Origin of the sequence: Acinetobacter sp. AC1-2, from assembly GCF_016124155.1 — a bacterium.
Taxonomy (GTDB): domain Bacteria; phylum Pseudomonadota; class Gammaproteobacteria; order Pseudomonadales; family Moraxellaceae; genus Acinetobacter; species Acinetobacter calcoaceticus.
Genome location: NZ_JABFFO010000001.1, coordinates 237,823 through 258,443 on the forward strand (window position 1 = coordinate 237,823; position 20,621 = coordinate 258,443).

Genomic DNA, 20,621 nt, shown 5'->3' on the forward strand with positions numbered 1-20,621 from the left:
GGCTTTTTTTATTACTTCTTTTTAGAAATCCACATGGTAATCGTAGCTTGGAAGACTTTCTCTTTCTGAGAATCAAAGACTTCTACATTCACTAAATATTCTCCAGCTTTATCCCAGTCATAATTTTTTTCTACAGGCGTTGCAACTGCAATTAAGCCTGTTTCTGCCTTTTTTAAATATTCGACAGTCATACCTTTGGGAATCCAGCGATGTGTGGAAGGCACAGTAACTTCTGTCATTGTGCCACCTGCAAGCTCAGCCATATTACACATCGCAATCGCATGAACTGTTCCAATATGGTTGAGAACAGAACGCTTTTTCTTAATCGCTATTTCACAATAATTAGGTTTTAACTCGATAAAGAGCGGTGAAATACTGCCGAAATAAGGTGCTTTTAAACATAGCATGCGTGAGAAAGTCCATTTTCCCTTAGGAAAAGCAGAGACTTTGTTCCAAAGTTCTAAAGTAGTTGCCATGGTTTAAAGCTCCATATTAATAAAAACAGAATTTTGTTCTGTTAAAGAATATAATTCTGTTTACAAAAGCGAGTCAAGTCATTCAGAATATCTCCGATAACTGGTTAGGGAACAAACAATGCAATCTGCACAAGAGCTATTAGAACGGTTATATCCAAGCAGAAGGGCTGCTTTAAAAAGACAAATTTTATTAGATGCCTTGTCTTGTTTCTTGGAAAATGGAATTGAAACCACAAGCATTGAAATGATTCGTTCGAAATCTGACAGCAGTGTAGGGGGTATTTATCATCACTTTAAAAATAAAGAAGGGATTGTTGCGACTCTATTCTTTGCAGCTTTAGATGACCAAGCGGCAAGAAGAGATGACTATCTGGAGGGCACAGAATCCCTTCAAGAGGTTTTATATGCTTTTATTCATAGTTACATTGATTGGGTAAGTGAACAGCCAGAGTTTGCTAAATTTTTAATATCTGCTCGTTTTAATGTGATGCAAGGTGAAGACCAAGAACGTCTTGTTCAGAAAAATAAATTAAGAAATCAAAAGATCTTTAGCGAAATTTCAAATTATGCAGATTCTGAGTTTTTAAAATCTATACCTCATGAGCTATTACTCTCATTAGTGATTGGATCTACAGAAAATTACTGCCGTGCATGGTTATCACAACGTGTTTCTTCCAACCCTAAAATTTATAAAGATATTTTGGCGAAAGCTGCTTGGGATTCTTTGCAAAATTTGAGTTGAATATTTTGATCAGTAATAAAAAAAGCCGCATCTTTCATGCGGCTTTTTTAGATCAAGAAATTATTTAAATTGAATTGAACCGTTTGCATTTACAGTAATTTTAGATTCACCAGCCGCCATGTCTTGAGCAGGAGCCGCTTCGGCCATAGCAAACTTAGCCATGCTTGCACGCATTACAGGCTGCGGGAAATAGTTGTTAGTGTTTAAGTTTAAGTTAACGAGCGTGTATTGGCTTTTATTCCATGCTTGAGTCAACATTTGAGCACGTTGTTGAAAGTTTTTGGACGCTTCGACCATCAAATCATTTTCAACTTTTTTACGTTGCTCATCTGAAACCGTAAAATTAATGGATTGAGTTTGGAAGCTTTGCTGCAATTCATTGATTAACTGGCTTGCTGCTTTAAAGTCTTTACTTTCAAGACGAATTTCAGCGCGACCACGCCATTCTTTTAGCTTATTACTATCGTTATCGTAAATTGGGTAAGTGCTTTGAGCACCAGTTTCCACTTTTACTTGCTGATATTTACGAGAAACGGCAAGTGCCTGATTCATCAGTTGATTAATTTGATTTGAAAGCTCGGCTGGTTGTTTGTTACTTTTTTCAATATATAAAGTTGCATGCATTTCATCATTAGAAACTTGACGAGAAGCTTCAGCTTGTACATTCACAATATTATAGTTCAGAGCATTATCATCCTGAGCAAAAACCAAAGGGCTAAGGAGAGAACCTAAAAGAAGGGTTGAGACAGCTAAAGTACGCATAAATTTTTCCTTTAAAAATTAATATGAATTTAATTTTTTTCATTAAGAAATGTTAAACATAACTTGTGCATAACTTTTGCAGATTTTGTGGCGTATTTGTAATATTTAGATCAGGTTTTTTAAATTTTGGTAAATATAAATTCTTCTAAAAATAACCACTTAAAATTAAAGTGTTTCAATGTAACTTAAAAAATCAAAGTAATATAAAAAAAGAATATTTTCTTTAGGTTGTCACATAGTATGATGATAATTCATCTTAACTATTGGGATGATACATTTTTTCAATAAGATTAGATGAGTAAAGTACATAAAAGACGTTTTTTTTCTTGTAAAATTAGGTATCATCGCGCTCCTAGTTACAAGATATAAAATAAGTGTCTTTACTAGTTCTATAAAGCACCGAGTCAAAGGACCCATCGTCACCAGACTTATTTCTTTCTACCCCTATCAGAGATGGTAATCCGATATGAGCGTTACTTCCGTTAACCCTGCCACTAATGCTACTAACGAATATTATTTGACTCGCCAAAGTCAAATGGAATCAAATGTTCGTAGCTATCCACGTAAATTACCGTTAGCGATAGCGAAAGCACAAGGATGCTGGGTTACTGATGTTGAAGGTACACAGTACCTTGATTGTTTAGCTGGGGCAGGTACATTGGCTTTAGGTCATAATCATCCTGCGGTGATTCAAAGTATTCAAGATACATTGGCAAGTGGTTTGCCATTGCATACTTTAGACTTAACCACACCTTTAAAAGATGCATTCACTGAAGCATTGTTAGCATATTTACCTGGTGGTAAAGAAGAATATTGCTTGCAGTTCTGTGGTCCTGCTGGTGCAGACGCAACTGAAGCAGCAATTAAACTTGCTAAGACTTACACTGGCCGTAGTTCAGTGATCAGTTTCTCTGGCGGTTATCATGGTATGACCCATGGTGCACTCGCTATGACTGGTAATTTAAGTGCGAAAAATGCAGTTAACGGTTTAATGCCAGGCGTACAATTCATGCCATATCCGCATGAATACCGCTGCCCACTTGGTTTAGGTGGTGAAGCTGGTGTTGACGCTTTAACTTACTACTTCGAAAACTTTATTGAAGATGTTGAAAGCGGTGTAACAAAACCGGCTGCTGTTATTCTTGAAGCGATTCAAGGTGAAGGCGGCGTAGTTACAGCTCCAGTAAAATGGTTGCAAAAAATCCGTGAAGTGACTGAAAAGCACAACATCGTTTTGATTTTAGACGAAGTTCAAGCTGGCTTTGCACGTTCAGGCAAAATGTTTGCATTTGAACATGCAGGTATTGAACCTGATGTTGTTGTAATGTCTAAAGCAGTAGGTGGTGGTTTACCACTTGCAGTATTAGGTATTAAACGTAAATTTGATGCTTGGCAGCCTGCAGGTCACACGGGTACTTTCCGTGGTAACCAACTTGCTATGGGTACAGGCCTTGTCGTATTAAAAACGATTACTGAACAAAATCTTGCTCAAAATGCGCAAGAACGTGGTGACTATCTACAAGCTGAATTTAAAAAATTAGCTCAAGAATTCCCATGTATCGGTAACGTACGTGGTCGCGGTTTAATGATCGGTGTTGAGATTGTTGACGAGCGTAAACAAGCTGACCGTATTGGTTCGCTTCCTGCGGATTCACAATTAGCTGCTGCAATTCAAACTGCTTGTTTCAACAATAAACTATTGCTTGAAAAAGGTGGTCGTAACGGTACAGTAATTCGTTTACTTTGCCCGCTTATCATCACTCAAGAAGAGTGTGTTGAGGTAATTGCTCGCTTTAAGAAAGCAATTGCAGAAGCATTGGTTGCAGTACGAGGCGCATAAGTATGGTGGATTTTGCAGAACATCGTAAAGCGTTACTCTGCAATGATGCACAATCCATTGCTGACTATGAGTCAGCAATGGGCGAAGCGGTAAAAGCCGTTTCAGCATGGTTGCAAAACGAAAAAATGTACACAGGCGGTAGCATTAAAGAATTGCGTTCAGCAATTTCTTTCCAACCTTCAAAAGAAGGTATGGGTGTACAAGAATCACTTCAACGTATGATTGAGCTTTTCTTAAATAAAAGCTTAAAAGTACATCATCCGCATTCATTAGCACATTTACACTGTCCAACGATGGTAATGAGCCAGATTGCGGAAGTACTTATCAATGCAACTAACCAGTCTATGGACTCATGGGATCAAAGCCCAGCCGGTTCATTAATGGAAGTTCAGCTCATTGATTGGTTACGCCAAAAAGTAGGTTATGGTTCTGGTCAGGCGGGTGTTTTCACCTCTGGCGGTACTCAATCTAACTTAATGGGTGTATTGCTTGCTCGTGACTGGTGCATTTCGAAAAACTGGAAAGACGAAAACGGTAATCCGTGGTCTGTACAGCGCGATGGTATTCCAGCTGATGCAATGAAAAACGTCAAAGTCATTTGTTCTGAAAATGCGCATTTCTCTGTGCAAAAGAACATGGCAATGATGGGCATGGGCTTCCAGTCAGTTGTTACTGTTCCTGTGAATGAAAATGCACAGATGGATGTAGATGCGCTTGAAAAAACAATGGCACATTTGCAATCAGAAGGCAAAGTAGTTGCTTGTGTCGTTGCGACAGCAGGTACAACTGATGCTGGTGCAATTGATCCATTGAAGAAAATCCGTGAAATTACCAATAAATATGGTTCATGGATGCATATCGATGCGGCATGGGGCGGTGCACTAATTCTGTCAACAGACTATCGTGCAATGCTTGATGGTATTGAGTTGTCTGACTCGATTACCCTCGACTTCCATAAGCACTATTTCCAAAGCATTAGCTGTGGCGCATTCTTGTTAAAAGACGAAGCGAACTATCGCTTTATGCACTACGAAGCTGAATATTTGAACTCTGCTTATGACGAAGAACATGGTGTACCAAACCTTGTTTCTAAGTCATTACAAACGACTCGTCGTTTTGATGCATTGAAATTGTGGATGACAATCGAATCACTTGGTGAAGACCTATATGGTTCAATGATTGATCATGGTGTAAAACTTACTCGTGAAGTTGCAGATTACATCAAGGCAACTGAAGGCTTACAGCTTTTAGTTGAACCACAATTTGCTTCGGTATTGTTCCGTGTTGTACCACAAGGCTATCCAGCTGAGTTGATCGATAGCTTAAACCAAAACGTAGCAGATGAATTGTTTGCTCGTGGTGAAGCAAATATCGGTGTAACAAAAGTTGGTAATGTACAGTCATTGAAAATGACAACATTAAGCCCGGTTGTAACATTCGAAAACGTTAAAAACCTTTTAGGTCAAGTATTGGCTGAAGCTGACCGCATTAAAGATGCGATTGCTTCTGGTAACTATGTACCACCAATCGACTAATTGAGTTGATAACAAAAAAAGCCCGGTTTATTGCCGGGCTTTTTTATTACATATTATTTTTATTAAAATTGTGTATCAGAAGAGTTATATATGCACAAACCATGCATATTTTCAAAAAACAAAAATAATTATGCATGATTTATGGGGAGCAAATTTCTTATTGTATTGGTATGTTCCCGATATTTTGGTCGCATTGATATATCTATATCGTACTTACTTTAAATAATCCTGCTTTAACTGAAAATAAAGTAAGTGGCTGTAATTACAATTAAGACAAGGAAGAAGAAATGCAACAAGCAAATATGCTCAATGAATTTAAGCTCATTATTGGCGGTCAACTTTGTTCAGGTGAGCAAGGTGAACTAGAAATTATTAACCCTGCTACTGGCTTAACGGCTGCACATTGTGCAAAAGCATCGGTTGAGCAAGTGAATCAAGCAGTGAGTGCTGCTAAACAGGCATCTAAAGCATGGCAAATGGTGTCGCACGATGAACGTAAATCAATTTTAAACAAGATAGCTGACGGTATTGAAAAGCACGCTGAAATGCTCGCAGAGCTGGTTGTGCTTGAACAGGGTAAGCCATTGGCACTCGCGCAAATGGAAGTGCAGGGCGCAATTGGTTGGACTCGTTATGCAGCTGCTATGGATTTACCTGTTGAAATTATCGAAGACAGTGAAGCCAAACGTATTGAACGTCATCGTCAACCATTAGGTGTAGTGGCTTCAATTACCCCTTGGAACTGGCCACTCATGATTGCGGTCTGGCATATCATGCCTGCATTACGCGCCGGTAACGTTGTCATTAGCAAACCTTCTGAATACACACCACTATCAACTTTGCGTTTATGTGAAATCATTCAGCAAGAAGTTCCGGCTGGTGTTATTTCAATTGTGGTGGGTGCTGGTGAGATTGGCGAAGCACTATCTTCCCATCCTGATGTACAAAAAGTTGTGTTTACGGGTTCAACAAGAACTGGCCAGCACATCATGACAGGTGCAGCTCAACAACTAAAACATTTAACTTTAGAGCTGGGTGGTAATGATGCGGGTATTGTATTACCTGATGCAAATATAGATGAAATTGCAGCTAAGATTTTCAATACTGCATTTTTAAATGCGGGTCAAACGTGCGCCGCGTTAAAACGTTTATATGTGCATGAAAGTCAATACGATGCTTTGTCGCAAAAGTTAGCTGACATTGCCAACGCTCAAGTTGTGGGTGATGGTATGGAGTCTTCTACAACATTTGGTCCAGTACAAAACCAAATGCAATATAACAAGGTGAAAGCTCTTATTGCAGAAGCAATTGAACAAGGTGCAAAAGCACTTTCAGGTCAACAGCAATTACCAGAGCAGGGCTACTTTATTGCGCCAATTATTTTGACTGAAGTTTCTGAATCTTGCCGTGTGGTCCAAGAAGAGCAATTTGGCCCAGTGTTACCTATTTTAAAATATACAGATATCAACGATGCAATTGCTCGCGCCAATGATAGTGAATTTGGTTTAGGTGGATCCATTTGGTCTTCTGACATTAAAGCTGCTCAGGTTTATGCTACTCAGCTTCAATGCGGTACGGTTTGGGTCAATACACATGCGGAAGTTCTGCCTCATGCACCTTTCGGTGGCTGGAAAATGTCAGGCTTAGGTGCTGAGTTTGGTTTGGAAGGCTTGCTTGAAAACACGATTGGTCAAACACTACATATTAGTAAAGTCTAAATATTAATTTTAAGGCGGATGATAGATCCGCCTTTTTATTCTAAATTATTTTATTAAAAACTAATTTGCTTAAGTCGTGTGATGGTAGCCGTGACTTTTAGGTTTGATCAAAAAATGATTCTGTTCTTTGATTTTTTTGAGAACAATGTAAGACTTTATGTGGCCAATAAAATTATAAGAAAGCAATCTTTCAGTCACAAATTGAGAAAGCTGTTCTAAATTCTCTGCAACTACTTTTAAAATAAAATCAGCATCGCCACTAATTGAAAATGCATCTTGAATGTTGTCTTCAGCTTCAATTAACTCTTGAAAAGCCTGCTGCGATTTAGCTTCGTGTGTTCTTAAATTAATATGAATCATCGCTGTGACTTCCAGTCCTAGCGCTTGTTGCTGAATGCGGGCGGTGTAACCTAAAATTATGCCTTTTTGCTCAAGTAGCTGTCTTCTTCTAGAACATTGGGAAGCAGATAAACCGATTAAATCTCCAACTTCCTGATTGGTGAGCCGTCCATTCTTTTGTAATGCCTGAATGATTTGCCAGTCGAACTTATCCATTGCATAAAATCCTTTTATGATACACAAATCATGTATTTTTATTAAAATGCGTTTTCATTATGCACGAAATCTAAAAGGTAGATGAAATATTATTTTTCTATGGAATAAAAATTGGTCTCAAAGGATATAGAGCAATGTTCATAGAAATCGGTGACTTTTTAAATCTTCGTCTAAAACAAATGGGTATCCAACATCTCTTTGGTGTACCTGGTGATTTTAACCTCTCATATCTAGAACAAGTTGAAGCAGATCCAGAACTCGAATTTATTGGAAATTGTAATGAATTAAATGCTGCCTATGCAGCAGATGGTTATGCACGAATTAACGGTTTTTCTGCCTTGGCAACCACATATGGTGTAGGTGACTTAAGCGCGATTAATGGCATTGCAGGTGCATATGCAGAAAATGTACCTCTTATTCATATTTCAGGTATTCCGCCTTTACATGCAGTTCAAAAAGGTACTTTGATTCACCATACATTGGTTGATGGTAACTACGACAATATTATGAACTGTATGAAAGAGTTCACAGTTGCTCAAACACGTTTAACTCCGGCAAATGCAGCCTTTGAAATTGACCGTGTATTACGTCAGTGTTTTCTTGATCGCCGCCCTGTACACATTCAATTACCTGGAGATATTACTCACGTTAAAATTGAAGTGTCTGAGCGTCCGCTCGACCTAAGTTATCCAGCTGTTGAACCTGAATTATTGCAAACTGTGGTGAGCAAACTCTGTGACATTATTGCGAATGCTCAAAGCCCAGCGCTTCTTATTGATAATGAAGCTTCAGTTTTTGGTGTAACTTCACTTTTAAATGATTTATCTCAAAAGTGCTCAATTCCATTTGCCGGTATGAATACTGCAAAAAATATTATGGATGAGGGTTCACCGCGTTACATCGGTACTTATGTGGGTGGGGCAAGCCAGCCACATGTTAAAAATATCATTGAACAATCTGACTGCCTAATTGGTATTGGCGCACGTTTTACCGACGTAGGTTCAGCTGTGTTTACTCATCAAATTGCGACTAAGAACTATATCGAAATTAAATCTTATGGCCTGAATATTTTTGGTCAGGATTTTCCAGGCATTGAGATTGGACAATTACTTGTTGAGTTAAATAAAAAAGTTGCACCGCGTAAAGCAACTAAACCTGTTCTTGAAAAACAACCTCAAAAAGCCTTTGAAGCCCCAGCACAACAAAAGCTAAGCCAAGATGTACTTTGGAACTATATTGCAGGTTTCTTAAAAGAAGATGATGTGATTATTGGAGAGGTGGGAACTTCAAACTCAGCTTTGTCTGGTTTAAAACTTCCTGCTACAGCTAAATATATTGCTCAGCCACTTTGGGGTTCAATCGGTTATACCTTACCGGCTTTACTTGGTAGTTTGCTGGCTGCTCCCGAACGACGTCAAATTCTATTTATTGGTGATGGTTCATTCCAGCTTACGGTACAAGAGCTCTCTACAATTATTCGTCATGGTTTAAAACCCATTATTTTCTTGCTAAACAATGGCGGTTACACCATTGAGCGATTAATCATGGGCGAAAACGCTGCCTATAACGATGTACAAAACTGGAAATATACTGAAATTCCAGCCGTATTTAACGGTAAAAAAGGCCATACCACCTATGTGGTTGAAACTGCTGGACAGCTAAAGAGTGTTTTAGACAATGTTCATCAGAATGATCAATTAACATTTATTGAATTAAAACTACCAGCAATGGATGCGCCGGTGAGTTTGAAAAAATTTGCTTCTGTGATTGCCCGTTTTGACTACGGTGATCGCGGTTATGAAATTTTAAAGGAGCGTTCCCAGCCTATTAAATGTAAGGATGCAAGCTCGTTTTAAATAGAAGACAGGACAAGTCTTCTCAAAAATTAAATGGACTCATATTAAAGCAAACTTATGTCCGAAGGTCGGTTTCTGACCTTCGGATATGGTGCTGAATAAAGGTGTACAGGAAGTGACACCAACATTGGAGATAATGTTATGGATGCAAACAATAAGCACGAGTTAAAACAAGGCTTATCCAATCGGCATATTCAACTCATCGCACTCGGAGGGGCGATCGGAACAGGGTTATTCTTAGGTCTTTCTCAAACGATTAAACTGGCAGGTCCTTCAATTTTATTGGGATATGCAATTGCTGGAATTATCGCTTTCTTGATTATGCGTCATTTAGGTGAAATGGTTGTTGAAGAACCAGTAAGCGGTTCATTCAGTTATTTTGCCAATAAGTACTGGGGCAAAATGGCTGGTTTTATGTCTGGCTGGAACTACTGGGTGTTGTATGTACTGGTAAGCATGGCTGAACTCAGTGCAATTGGAACCTTCATTCAGTTTTGGTGGCCTGAAATTCCCACTTGGCTGACTGCTTTATTTTTCTTTATTTTAATTAATGGCATTAACTTGGTAAATGTCCGCTTTTTTGGGGAATCCGAATTCTTATTTTCCTGCATTAAGATTGTTGCAATTTTAAGCATGATCGGTTTTGGTACCTATCTCTTATTTACAGGTTCTGCTGGTCCGCAAGCAGGTATTGCAAATTTATGGCAACACGGTGGTTTCTTCCCGCACGGAATTCACGGTTTTGTCATGGCTTTGGCTGTCATTATGTTTGCATTTGGTGGCTTAGAATTAATTGGTATTGCTGCGGCTGAAACTAAAAAACCTGAAACGACTATTCCAAAAGCGGTGAACCAGATTGTTTACCGTATTTTAATTTTCTATATCGGTGCGATTGGGATTTTACTATGCCTTTACCCTTGGAATATGGTTGCAGAAGGCGGTAGCCCATTTGTAATGATTTTCCAGTCATTAAATAGTAATGGCGTTGCGAACGTTTTAAACTTTGTGGTCTTAATTGCTGCCATTTCAGTTTATAACAGCTGTATTTACTGTAATAGCCGCATGTTGCATGGTTTAGCAGAGCAGGGTAATGCCCCAGCTATCTTGAAAAAAGTAAACAGTCGAGGTATTCCAGTTCCAGCAGCAGTGGTATCTGCATCGATTACAGCAATATGTGTGGTCGTAAATTACCTAATTCCAGGTCAAGCTTTTCAGCTCTTTATGATGCTTGTTGTGGCTGCACTTGTCATTAACTGGCTCATGATTTCAGTGACTCATTTGAAATTCACTAAAGCAATGAAATTGCAAAAACGTCAAACCAAATTCCAAAGCATTCTTAGCCCATGGAGTAATTATTTAACCATTAGCTTTGTATGTTTTATTCTTATTATTATGGCAATGACGCCAGATATGAGACTTGCCGTTATTTTAGGTCCAATTTGGTTGGCTGTTTTAGCACTTACGTATTTCTTAAAATATCGTAAAAAAATGGTTGCGATGCCAGAAGTACAATCGAGTTGATCGTTTAAATTGACAATGATATTGCGGTTACCTGACGTAAAACAGGTAACCCTTTATCTTTTGTCATATTATTTTCATGTTACAAAGAAATTATTATTTTTAGAAATATTTTAATAAAAACTTCCTTAATCAAAAAATATTTTAATCATTAAACTAAAGATAACTAAATTATCGTTTTTTAAAATATTTATAACATCTTTATTTTTTATATTTTATAAATACAAAAATCTTATATTTTTAACGAGTGTAATAATACAGACTAATATACAAGGTAAAATACATACTAGGATTGAATTAAATATTTGATAATAGATAAAAAATAATAATGTGACAATTAACAATATCGAAATCATTAAAGCGTCATCATACTGTAACTTAATTGTCATATTTTCTATTCACAATGCAGCTATCGAAGAGCGTACAAGCACTCAACAAAAAGTGACGTACAACCTATTGCATTAATGAGAGAGAACAGAATGCGCTTAAATCCACGTCAAATCGCAATTGCGTTAGCAGTAACTGGGGCAGCTGTAACAACGACTGCAAATGCAGCTCGTGATACGATTCAAATTGCTGGTTCTTCAACTGTATTACCATTTGCCAGCGTTGTAGCTGAAGAGTTTGGTAATACTTTCCCTCAATTTAAAACTCCTGTAGTTGGTTCTGGCGGTTCTTCTGCTGGTTTAAAACAATTCTGTCAAGGCGTTGGCGATAACACAATCGACGTTGCAAATGCTTCTCGTAAAATTAAAAGCACTGAAATCGAAGCTTGTAACAAAGCTGGTGTAAAACAAATTCAAGAAATCAAAATTGGTTACGACGGTATTGTATTCGCGTCTAACTCAAACAAAGCAGCTTATAAATTAAAACCTTACCATGTGTTTGCTGCTTTAGCTGCACAGTTACCTTCAAAAGGTAAATTGGTTCCAAACCCATATACAAACTGGAACCAGATTGATAAATCTCTTCCAAATGAACCAATTACACTTGTAATTCCTGCATCTAACCACGGTACTCGTGAAGTTTTCCAAGAGAAAATGGTTGAAGCTGGCTGTGAATCTTATGAATACTTCAAGAATCTAGATAAAGATGCTCAGAAGAAAGCATGTTCTACTTTCCGTAAAGATGGTCGTGTAATTGAAATTGCTGGTGACTACACAGAAACATTAGCTCGCTTAAAGACTTCTCCAAGTGCAGTAGGTGTGTTTGGTTTAAGTTTCTATGATATGAACCGTGACAAGTTACGTGTAGCGACAGTAAACAATGTTCTTCCATCTGAGAAAACTGTATTGAACGGTACATACCCTGTATCTCGTCCATTGTTCTTCTACGTAAAAGGCGAACATTTAAAATCAGTTAAAGGCTTACCACAATATGTAGAATATTTCGTAAGCAAAAAAGCAACAGGTAAAGGTTCTAAAGCTGAGCGTGATGGCTTAATCGCAATGTCTGATGCTGAACGTGCAAAAGTTTTGGCTGACTTTAAAGCAGGTAAAACTGTTAAATAAGTTAGTTTGAATGAGGGCTGGTGATCTTGAGAGTTCATCAGCCTTTTTGTCTAACTTGTTTTTTCCAAATTATGACAATTGAGAAAACAGTGGAGAGTACATGAATCTGCTACTTATCGGTGTGTTGTTAGCCCTTGTGGCAATCGCATATCAACTTGGGCTAAGAAAGAGCCGTAGCCTAGCAGGTAAGGGAAGCAACTCGGCGACGTTACATTCTCGTCCTGGTTATTATGGTGCACTGGTTGGACTTTGGTGCGGTATCCCTGCTTTTTTAATTCTGATCATTTGGAGCTTGGTTGAACCAAGTATTTTAAACCATATTATTTTTAATAATATTCCTGCGTCTATAAGTGCTTCACTTGATGAGGCTGGCAGAAGTGTATTAGTTGACCGTGTTCAAGCCATTGCTTCAGGTTTTGGGGTAAGTGATAAACCGGCAGCCTATGAATTAGCGGCTGCTCAACAGTTTGCAAAATTTCAAACCATTGGCTCTTTTGCCAAATTTGCTGTTGTCGTTTGTGCAGCTTTATTGGGATTAGTTTGGGCAAAGAAAAAAATTAATCAACAATATCGTGCGCGTAACCAAGTTGAACGCGCCATTAATGTTGCTTTGATTTTATGTTCTGGCGTTGCGATTTTAACAACCATCGGTATTGTGATGTCGATGTTTGGCGAAGCAATGCACTTCTTCCGTTTTGTAAGCCCACTTGATTTCTTCTTTGGGACAGAGTGGAACCCAGGCTTTAGTACTTCAGGTAATGTTGAAGGTAGTTATGGTTTACTGCCATTACTTTGGGGCACACTCATGGTCAGCGGCATCGCCTTATTGGTTGCTGTACCTGTAGGACTCATGATTGCTATTTATTTAGCTGAATATGCTTCGCCATGGTTACGCTCATGGGCAAAACCAACAATTGAAGTTTTAGCGGGTATTCCAACAATTGTTTATGGTGTTTTTGCCATGATGGTTATTGGACCATTTTTCAAGACAGCTGGTGCTTATGTGGGTCTTGAAATTAACGCGACCAGTGCTTTAACTGCTGGTTTCGTGATGGGGATTATGATTATTCCGTTTGTTTCTTCTTTATCAGACGACATTATTACCCAAGTACCTCGTGCATTACGTGACGGTTCTTTAGGGCTTGGAGCAACTAAGTCTGAAACAATTCGTCAAGTCGTTTTACCCGCTGCGTTACCAGGTATTACGGGCGCCTTTTTATTAGCTGTCTCTCGTGCCGTAGGGGAAACCATGATCGTGGTTTTGGCTGCAGGGAACAGTCCACTTTTACATGCAAATCCATTTGAAGCTGTTTCGACAGTGACCGTTACGATCGTAAAACAGTTAACTGGTGATACTGACTTTGCCAGCCCACAAGCTTTGGTTGCATTCGCGTTAGGTCTAACACTCTTTGTGATTACCTTATGTTTAAACATTGTTGCACTGTACATTGTGCGTAAATACCGTGAGCAATACGAATGAGTACATCAAATACATCGTCTCCTATGGATCAGAACGTATTTGATCCAAAAGTTGCTGCTGAATTAAGTGAACGACGTAAACAAGTCATCGAAAAATCTTTGGCTAAACGTCATCGTAAAGAAAAAGCTTTTCGTTATGCTGGGTTCTCGGCAGTCGTAATTGGACTTGCATTCGTTGCACTATTGTTTAGCAGTATTTTGGCAAAAGGTTTACCTGCTTTTTGGCAAACGAGTATGACTGTTCCAATTTACTTTGATCCGAAAGTGATTGATGCAGGTCCGGTACCTGTTCGTGGGCAGGGGGAAACACCTGCACATTATCAAGAGCGTTATATCGACTGGCAAACCAAAATGGGTATGGTCGATTGGGATGGCATTATTGTAAATGGCATGATTGCCAAAGACCCTGCGCTTGCTAGCCAGCGTGATTACTTAAGTAGTCTTTATGCAAGTTCAGAGGCTTATCGTTTACGTGATATGGTTTTTGCGGACCCATCACTCATTGGTAAAAAAGAAAATCTTAATTTCTTGGGCGATGCCAATGTCGATGTCTGGTTAAAAGGTAATATTGACCGTTCATTACCAGATGATCAGCAGCAGCTTGATCCGGAAGTGCGTAAACTTGCAGATGAGCTAAAAGCAAAAGGTGTTCTTGAAAATACGTTCAATTTGAACTTGTTTAAGAATCCAGACTCGCGTAGTTCACCAGCAATTAGTGGTCTTGCAGGTGCATTCATGGGTTCATTATTCATGATGCTGATTGTGATCATTATTGCAATTCCAATTGGTGTTGCCAGCGCAATCTATCTTGAAGAATTTGCTCCAAAGAATTTTATTACAGACATTATTGAAGTCAACATCAATAACCTTGCTGCTGTTCCTTCAATTGTGTTTGGTTTACTCGGTGCAGCAATTTTTATTGGCTGGATGCATTTGCCTTTATCTGCTCCGTTAGTGGGTGGTTTAGTTCTAAGTTTAATGACATTACCAACAGTCATTATTACTACTCGTGCTTCATTAAAAGCAGTACCACCTTCTATTCGACAAGCTGCACTTGGTTTGGGAGCTTCTAAATTTCAGACCATTTTCCACCACGTTTTACCATTAGCTTTGCCAGGCATTATGACCGGCGCAATTATTGGCGTTGCTCACGCACTTGGTGAAACAGCACCTTTACTTTTAATCGGAATGAGTGCATTCGTTGCAAGTATTCCAACAACCCCATTTGATCAAGCAACAGCGTTACCTGTCCAAGTTTACTTATGGCAAGGTAATGAGTTGCGTAACTTCTTCGAAGGCCGTACTGCCGCTGCGATTATCGTACTCCTTGCATTAATGATTGGTTTAAACAGTCTTGCAATTTGGTTACGTAAAAAGTTCGAAGTGCGTTGGTAATAGAGGATAAATCATGAATACTATTGATATTACGAATTCCTTAGAAAAGGATAAGTTAGTGAACACTGAACAATCTCAATTTACAGATAAATCGCAAAATCATGGCACTTCGTATGTTTCGCATTTTGAACCACATACTTCAAAAAAGCAGAACTCAACCGAAATCAAAATTAGTGCACAAGATGCCCATGTTTATTATGGTGATTTTGAAGCGATTAAGGGTATTGACCTCGATATTTACCAAAACGAAGTTATTGCCTTTATTGGACCGTCAGGTTGTGGTAAATCTACCTTTCTTCGTACGATAAACCGCATGAATGACACCATTGATGGTTGTCGTGTAACCGGTAAGATTACACTTGATAACCACAATATTTATGACCCAAACCTTGATGTCGTATTATTGCGTGCTCAGGTTGGTATGGTGTTCCAGAAGCCAAACCCGTTCCCTAAAACTATTTTTGATAACGTGGCTTATGGTCCTAAACTTCATGGTCTAGCACGTGATAAATATGATCTTGAAGAAATTGTTGAAAATAGCTTGCGTAAAGCGGGTTTATGGGACGAAGTAAAAGATCGTTTGAATCAACCGGGTACTGGTTTGTCAGGTGGTCAGCAGCAACGTTTATGTATTGCACGTACGATTGCAGTAAGTCCAGAAGTCATTTTAATGGATGAGCCATGTTCTGCGCTTGACCCAATTGCCACAGCAAAAATTGAAGAATTAATTTCTGAATTGTCGAATCAATATACAATTGTAATTGTGACTCACTCTATGCAACAAGCAGCACGTGTTTCAGATCGTACTGCCTATTTCCATTTAGGTGATTTGATTGAAGTCAACTCAACTGAAAAAGTCTTTACTCAACCTGACCATCAGTTGACGGAAGCCTATATTACTGGACGCTTCGGTTAATTAATAATTGATATAAGAAAAAGAGCCATGTGCTCTTTTTTTTATTTTATAAATGAAAATGACTCTATTTTGCAAAATCGCTATTGAATTTTAATCAAAAGGACCACATCTTAAGGCTATAAAAGATAACTTATGAGCTTAGAATTTTATGTTATTCCATTTGCCTAAACTCCCTGCAGAAATACGTGTTAGTCATTTAAATGCACGTGTAAATGAACAGAGAAAAAAAATTGCACAAACTACTGCAAGCCGTTTAGAACTTTTACAATTGGCTCAACAACTTGCTAAAGAAGCTAAAATCCGCCGTAAAAATAATCAGAAAATCTTTGTATTGGATTTTAAAGGTGATATTCAAGCTTCAGCAGTTGAAAACATACGAGAAGAAATTACTCTCATTTTAGCAACTGCTAAAGCAGGGCGTGACCGCGTTGTAGTTCGCCTTGAAAGTCCAGGAGGCATGGTACATGGTTATGGTCTAGCAGCAGCTCAATTGGTGCGCTTACGCGATGCAGGGTTCCATCTGACCATCTGTGTAGACAAAGTGGCAGCGAGTGGCGGCTATATGATGGCATGTATCGCAAATGAAATTATTACTGCACCATTTGCTATTGTGGGTTCAATTGGTGTTGTTGCTCAAGTTCCAAACTTTAATCGCCTTTTAAAACAACATAATGTTGATTTTGAGCTTTACACAGCAGGGCAATATAAGCGTACTGTGACTATGTTTGGCGAAAACACCCCAGAAGGTAAAGCAAAGTTTGAAGAAGAGCTTCAACAGACTCATGTGTTATTTAAGCACTTTGTAGAAAAGTATCGACCACAGCTTAATGTTGATAAAGTCGCTACAGGTGAACATTGGTATGGTGAAGATGCGCTTAATCTTAACCTTGTTGATAAATTACAAACATCTGATGAATATCTATTAGCTTTATTAGCACAGCATGATGTCTATGTGATTAACACTCGTAGAAAAGCGACCTTAGGTGAAAAGTTGGGTTTGCAAGCGGCACAAATGGCAGATAGTTTGATTCCAGCTGTAATGAATAAAGTGGTAGATAGCTTGGCGAAAGCTAATTCAACTTTAGTTCAACTACGCGATAGTAGATTTTAATTAAGCTAAATTTTTTGAAATAGAGAGTACCTGCATGGGTGCTCTTTTTTTTATGTGAGTGATGAAAGAAATTTGATTAATATTTGTTTAAGTTTCAATTGTAAAAGTTATAGTTAACTTTTCACTTTTGAGCTTTTGTGATGTCAAAAACATGGTCACACATTGATATTCTAATACGCATTTTACATATAATTATTATGCTTGGCTTTATTGGTGCTTATTTTACAGGAGATAATGAAGATCTACACCAAGTCCACATGATGTTTGGTTACATACTTCTGATTAGTATTACCGCACGAGTGATCTGGCATTTTGTGAGTCCACGTATTTCAAGTACCACACCGTTTGGTATTAAAAAGCGGAGTAATGTGGCAACGAATGCAATCAAAAAATCTTTGAGTCATGCAAATTTAAAGAGTATTTTTTCTAAAAATTCAATTCATTCAATCAGTGTTGCACTTTTTCAAGTTTCAATTGTACTTATTTTTCTTGTGATTCCCATTGTGGTAGGACTAGGGTATGCAACTGAGCATGTTAATTTTTCTTTGAAAGACCTACACGAATTTTTTGCAAACTTATTTTTAGCTCTGGTCTTGTTGCATGTTTCAACTCTTATTCTAAATAGCATTTTTGCAAAACGTTTTCAGGGCTGGAGTATGCTAAAAATGACCCTGTCTGATGCGAAAATAACTAAATTTGCCGCTTTGTGTATTTTGATTCTGATAGGCACTTTTAGCTTTTTTTACTTAAGAATGTAAGATAACGGTCTTAATATATATGAAATTTAGTAAATACGAGAACAGGTAGTATTTAAGGTTTATATGAATTTTATGAGAAATAGATATTTTAATTAAAAGTCAAAAATAATTATTGATAAATATACTTTTTGAATTGTGATAAACACATGGTTTTGATATTTTAAACAGCAATAAAATAGCTTTTAGATGAATCATTTAAAAAGTTAAACATTTAAAAAATATAACTGAAACTCAGGGTAGGAAATAATGACAAGAATAATTGTGGCATCCAAAGAGGGTTTGGACGTTCTGCAAGATGGTCAGTTCAATAAGGTAGTTTTAAGCAAACCTACTATTATTCAAATTGGTGTAAGTCAAAAAGATATAGCATCGATGGAAAAGCAAGGTGGGAGTCTTATCATCCATTTAAAAAATGGAGAGACCATTGTCTTAGAAAATTTCTTTAATGAAGCAACGAATACAACAGACCATTCACTTGTTTTTCCAACTGAACATGGAAAATTTGTTGAAGCACAATTTGATGCACAAGGTAAGGTTATAGATTATACCGGTCTAAACCATGTCACAGATTTAGCCTATACTAGTACTAGCCAGCCAGCCTCAACAATGGCGGTTGATGATTCTCCAACTTTTTCGATGGGTAATGTTCTTAAAGCAGGCTTAGCAGTTTTAGCTGCTGAAGGTTTATACCTTTGGGCTTTTGATAAAGATGACAAAGATGATTCTTCAGGACCTGTAGATATCTTGGCACCTGCTGCACCGACTGCTACTGTTGCCGATGATACCGTTACGGTTACTGGTAAAGCAGAAGCAAATGCAAAAATTTATATTAAAGATGCTGCTGGTAATACGGTCGCAACTGGTGTTGCAGATGCAAGTGGTAATTTTATAATTAAACTCGATAAGCCTTTAGCAAATGGAAATAAATTAAATATTTTAGCTGAGGATGCTGCGGGTAATATTTCTAAACCAGGTCTTGTAACTGGTACTAAAGACACAATTGCGCCAGATGCTCCTCAGGCTCAATTAAATGAAGATGGTTCGATCTTAGATGGTAAAACTGAAGCGAATGCTACTGTAAATGTTTATGATGCTAGCGGAAAATTATTAGGAACTGTAAAAGCAAATTCAGATGGAATCTTTTCTTTAAAGCTAACTCCACCTTTAACTAGTGAAGCTGGTGGTAAAGTGATTGCTCAGGATGCTGCTGAGAATAAATCTGAAGCCACTCTTATTTTTGCAGGTAAAGATACTATTCCTCCAGAGGCTCCTTTAGTTGAAGTAAACAAAGAAGGAACAGTGGTTGAAGGAAAAACAGAGGCTAATGCAAAAGTTCAGATAAAAGATGCTGATGGTAAGGTAATTGGAACTGGTACAGCAAATGCGCAAGGTGAATTTCAAATTACACTTTCTTCTGCCTTAAAAGAGTCACAAAAGGCGACAATAAGTGTTGAAGATGCAGCGGGTAATAAATCTAAGCCTTTAGAGGTTACCTCTGGCTATGACACCGTAGCCCCAGATAAACCTACAGCTCAAGTGAATGCAGAAGGAACTTCTGTTACGGGTACAGCTGAAGCTAATGCAAAAATAGAAATCAAAAACTCAGCAGATAAGGTTATTGGTACTGGAACAGCAGATGCGAATGGAAAATTTACAATCGCGATTTCTCCTGCTTTAACCGATAGCTTGAAAGGTTCTGTAGTAGCAACAGACAGTTCAGGAAATAAATCTGCTGCGCTGGAAATTGTTGGTAGTGATAAAGATACGATTCCACCAGCTAAGCCTGTTTTAAAAAGTTTAGATGATGATGTAGGGGCTTTAAAAGGAGCAATTACAGCTGGTTCTGAAACCGATGATGCTAAACCAAAATTTACTGTCCAAGTTGAACCCAACGCAACCTTAACTATTTATGATAACGGTGTAGCAATTGCGATTATGAAAGTTGGTCAAGTAGATGCAAATAAATATTGGTCATTTATGCTTGATAAAGATTTAGCCCTCGGAAAACATACAATTACTTTAATTCAAACAGATGTTGCAGGTCTTACGAGTGAAGTGAGTTCGCCATTTACCTTTTATGTCGTCGCGCCAAAAACGGCGAATGTAAGTGATACAGCAGTTGATACTGCTCATATAGAAACTGCATCTGTTGCTGATAGTGTTGGGTTAAATACATTAAAGTTAGTACAAAGCACAACGAATGAAACAGATAGTCAGCAGCAAAAATCTGTGCAATTAGATGAGTTGTTAAAAAGTTCTTCAACTAATGAATCAGACCCGATCGCAAAACTTTTATCTGCAACAGAGTCTAAACCAGTAGTGAATGAGCAGAGTGATGTAAATAACACAGCTAGTGATGTTACAACCAGTCTTGATCAACTTTTACCAAATACAGCTTCTTCAGTTTTACAAAATCTTTTAGATCAAACTTATCCAGTAGTCTAAATAT

At 38.0% G+C, this 20,621-nt stretch carries 16 protein-coding genes; 13 read left to right on the plus strand and 3 right to left on the minus strand.

What is annotated here, in order from left to right; translation table 11 throughout:
* Window positions 1-11 precede the first annotated feature (11 nt).
* Window positions 12-476, minus strand: a complete 465-nt coding sequence (locus HL290_RS01070; protein ID WP_198495351.1) for a hotdog fold domain-containing protein — start codon at window positions 474-476, stop codon at window positions 12-14.
* 118 nt (window positions 477-594) lie between these two features.
* Here HL290_RS01070 and HL290_RS01075 point away from each other — a divergent pair, with 118 nt between their 5' ends.
* Window positions 595-1,218 carry a TetR/AcrR family transcriptional regulator gene (locus HL290_RS01075; protein ID WP_198495352.1) on the plus strand — a complete coding sequence of 208 codons (624 nt, stop codon included), beginning with the start codon at window positions 595-597 and terminating at the stop codon, window positions 1,216-1,218.
* A gap of 60 nt (window positions 1,219-1,278) precedes the next feature.
* Here HL290_RS01075 and HL290_RS01080 read toward each other — a convergent pair whose 3' ends face one another.
* Entirely contained in the window at window positions 1,279-1,980 is a 702-nt protein-coding gene (locus HL290_RS01080; RefSeq protein WP_151744655.1) for an SIMPL domain-containing protein, read from the minus strand.
* Between the two features lie 466 nt (window positions 1,981-2,446).
* Here HL290_RS01080 and HL290_RS01085 point away from each other — a divergent pair, with 466 nt between their 5' ends.
* From HL290_RS01085 to HL290_RS01095, 3 genes are all read left to right on the plus strand, one after another.
* A complete protein-coding gene (locus HL290_RS01085; protein ID WP_017391890.1) occupies window positions 2,447-3,820 on the plus strand; it encodes a diaminobutyrate--2-oxoglutarate transaminase in 1,374 nt (457 codons plus the stop codon).
* A 2-nt stretch (window positions 3,821-3,822) separates the two neighbouring features.
* Complete coding sequence (locus HL290_RS01090) at window positions 3,823-5,355, plus strand: pyridoxal phosphate-dependent decarboxylase family protein (protein ID WP_198495353.1); 1,533 nt, start codon at window positions 3,823-3,825, stop codon at window positions 5,353-5,355.
* 287 nt (window positions 5,356-5,642) lie between these two features.
* Window positions 5,643-7,073 (plus strand): aldehyde dehydrogenase family protein, encoded by a 1,431-nt coding sequence (locus HL290_RS01095; protein WP_198495354.1) that lies wholly within the window; start codon window positions 5,643-5,645, stop codon window positions 7,071-7,073.
* Between the two features lie 69 nt (window positions 7,074-7,142).
* On the opposite strand, the gene HL290_RS01100 is transcribed toward HL290_RS01095, so the two are convergent.
* Window positions 7,143-7,628, minus strand: a complete 486-nt coding sequence (locus tag HL290_RS01100) for an Lrp/AsnC family transcriptional regulator (protein WP_017387914.1) — start codon at window positions 7,626-7,628, stop codon at window positions 7,143-7,145.
* Window positions 7,629-7,762: 134 nt separating this feature from the next.
* Between HL290_RS01100 and HL290_RS01105 the strand changes: the two genes are divergently transcribed.
* The 9 genes from HL290_RS01105 to blp2 all read left to right on the plus strand — a co-directional run bounded on the left by HL290_RS01105 (window position 7,763) and on the right by blp2 (window position 20,617).
* Complete coding sequence (locus HL290_RS01105) at window positions 7,763-9,484, plus strand: alpha-keto acid decarboxylase family protein (RefSeq protein ID WP_005045955.1); 1,722 nt, start codon at window positions 7,763-7,765, stop codon at window positions 9,482-9,484.
* Between the two features lie 141 nt (window positions 9,485-9,625).
* Window positions 9,626-11,005, plus strand: coding sequence for an amino acid permease (locus HL290_RS01110; protein WP_004643586.1), 1,380 nt, complete (start codon window positions 9,626-9,628; stop codon window positions 11,003-11,005).
* A gap of 476 nt (window positions 11,006-11,481) precedes the next feature.
* On the plus strand, window positions 11,482-12,513 hold the full coding sequence (locus HL290_RS01115; RefSeq protein WP_045125810.1) for a substrate-binding domain-containing protein: 1,032 nt from the start codon (window positions 11,482-11,484) through the stop codon (window positions 12,511-12,513).
* 100 nt (window positions 12,514-12,613) lie between these two features.
* Window positions 12,614-13,993, plus strand: a complete 1,380-nt coding sequence (pstC, locus tag HL290_RS01120; RefSeq protein ID WP_003650448.1) for a phosphate ABC transporter permease subunit PstC — start codon at window positions 12,614-12,616, stop codon at window positions 13,991-13,993.
* Window positions 13,990-15,387 (plus strand): phosphate ABC transporter permease PstA, encoded by a 1,398-nt coding sequence (gene pstA, locus HL290_RS01125; RefSeq protein ID WP_045429775.1) that lies wholly within the window; start codon window positions 13,990-13,992, stop codon window positions 15,385-15,387. The genes pstC and pstA overlap by 4 nt, the downstream gene beginning before the upstream one ends.
* A 13-nt stretch (window positions 15,388-15,400) precedes the next feature.
* Entirely contained in the window at window positions 15,401-16,303 is a 903-nt protein-coding gene (gene pstB / locus HL290_RS01130; RefSeq protein ID WP_003650451.1) for a phosphate ABC transporter ATP-binding protein PstB, read from the plus strand.
* Between the two features lie 148 nt (window positions 16,304-16,451).
* Window positions 16,452-17,414 carry a protease SohB gene (sohB, locus tag HL290_RS01135; RefSeq protein WP_045429778.1) on the plus strand — a complete coding sequence of 321 codons (963 nt, stop codon included), beginning with the start codon at window positions 16,452-16,454 and terminating at the stop codon, window positions 17,412-17,414.
* 140 nt (window positions 17,415-17,554) lie between these two features.
* Window positions 17,555-18,172, plus strand: coding sequence for a cytochrome b/b6 domain-containing protein (locus HL290_RS01140; RefSeq protein ID WP_198495355.1), 618 nt, complete (start codon window positions 17,555-17,557; stop codon window positions 18,170-18,172).
* A 246-nt stretch (window positions 18,173-18,418) separates the two neighbouring features.
* On the plus strand, window positions 18,419-20,617 hold the full coding sequence (gene blp2 / locus HL290_RS01145) for an Ig-like repeat protein Blp2 (protein ID WP_198495356.1): 2,199 nt from the start codon (window positions 18,419-18,421) through the stop codon (window positions 20,615-20,617).
* Window positions 20,618-20,621 lie beyond the last annotated feature (4 nt).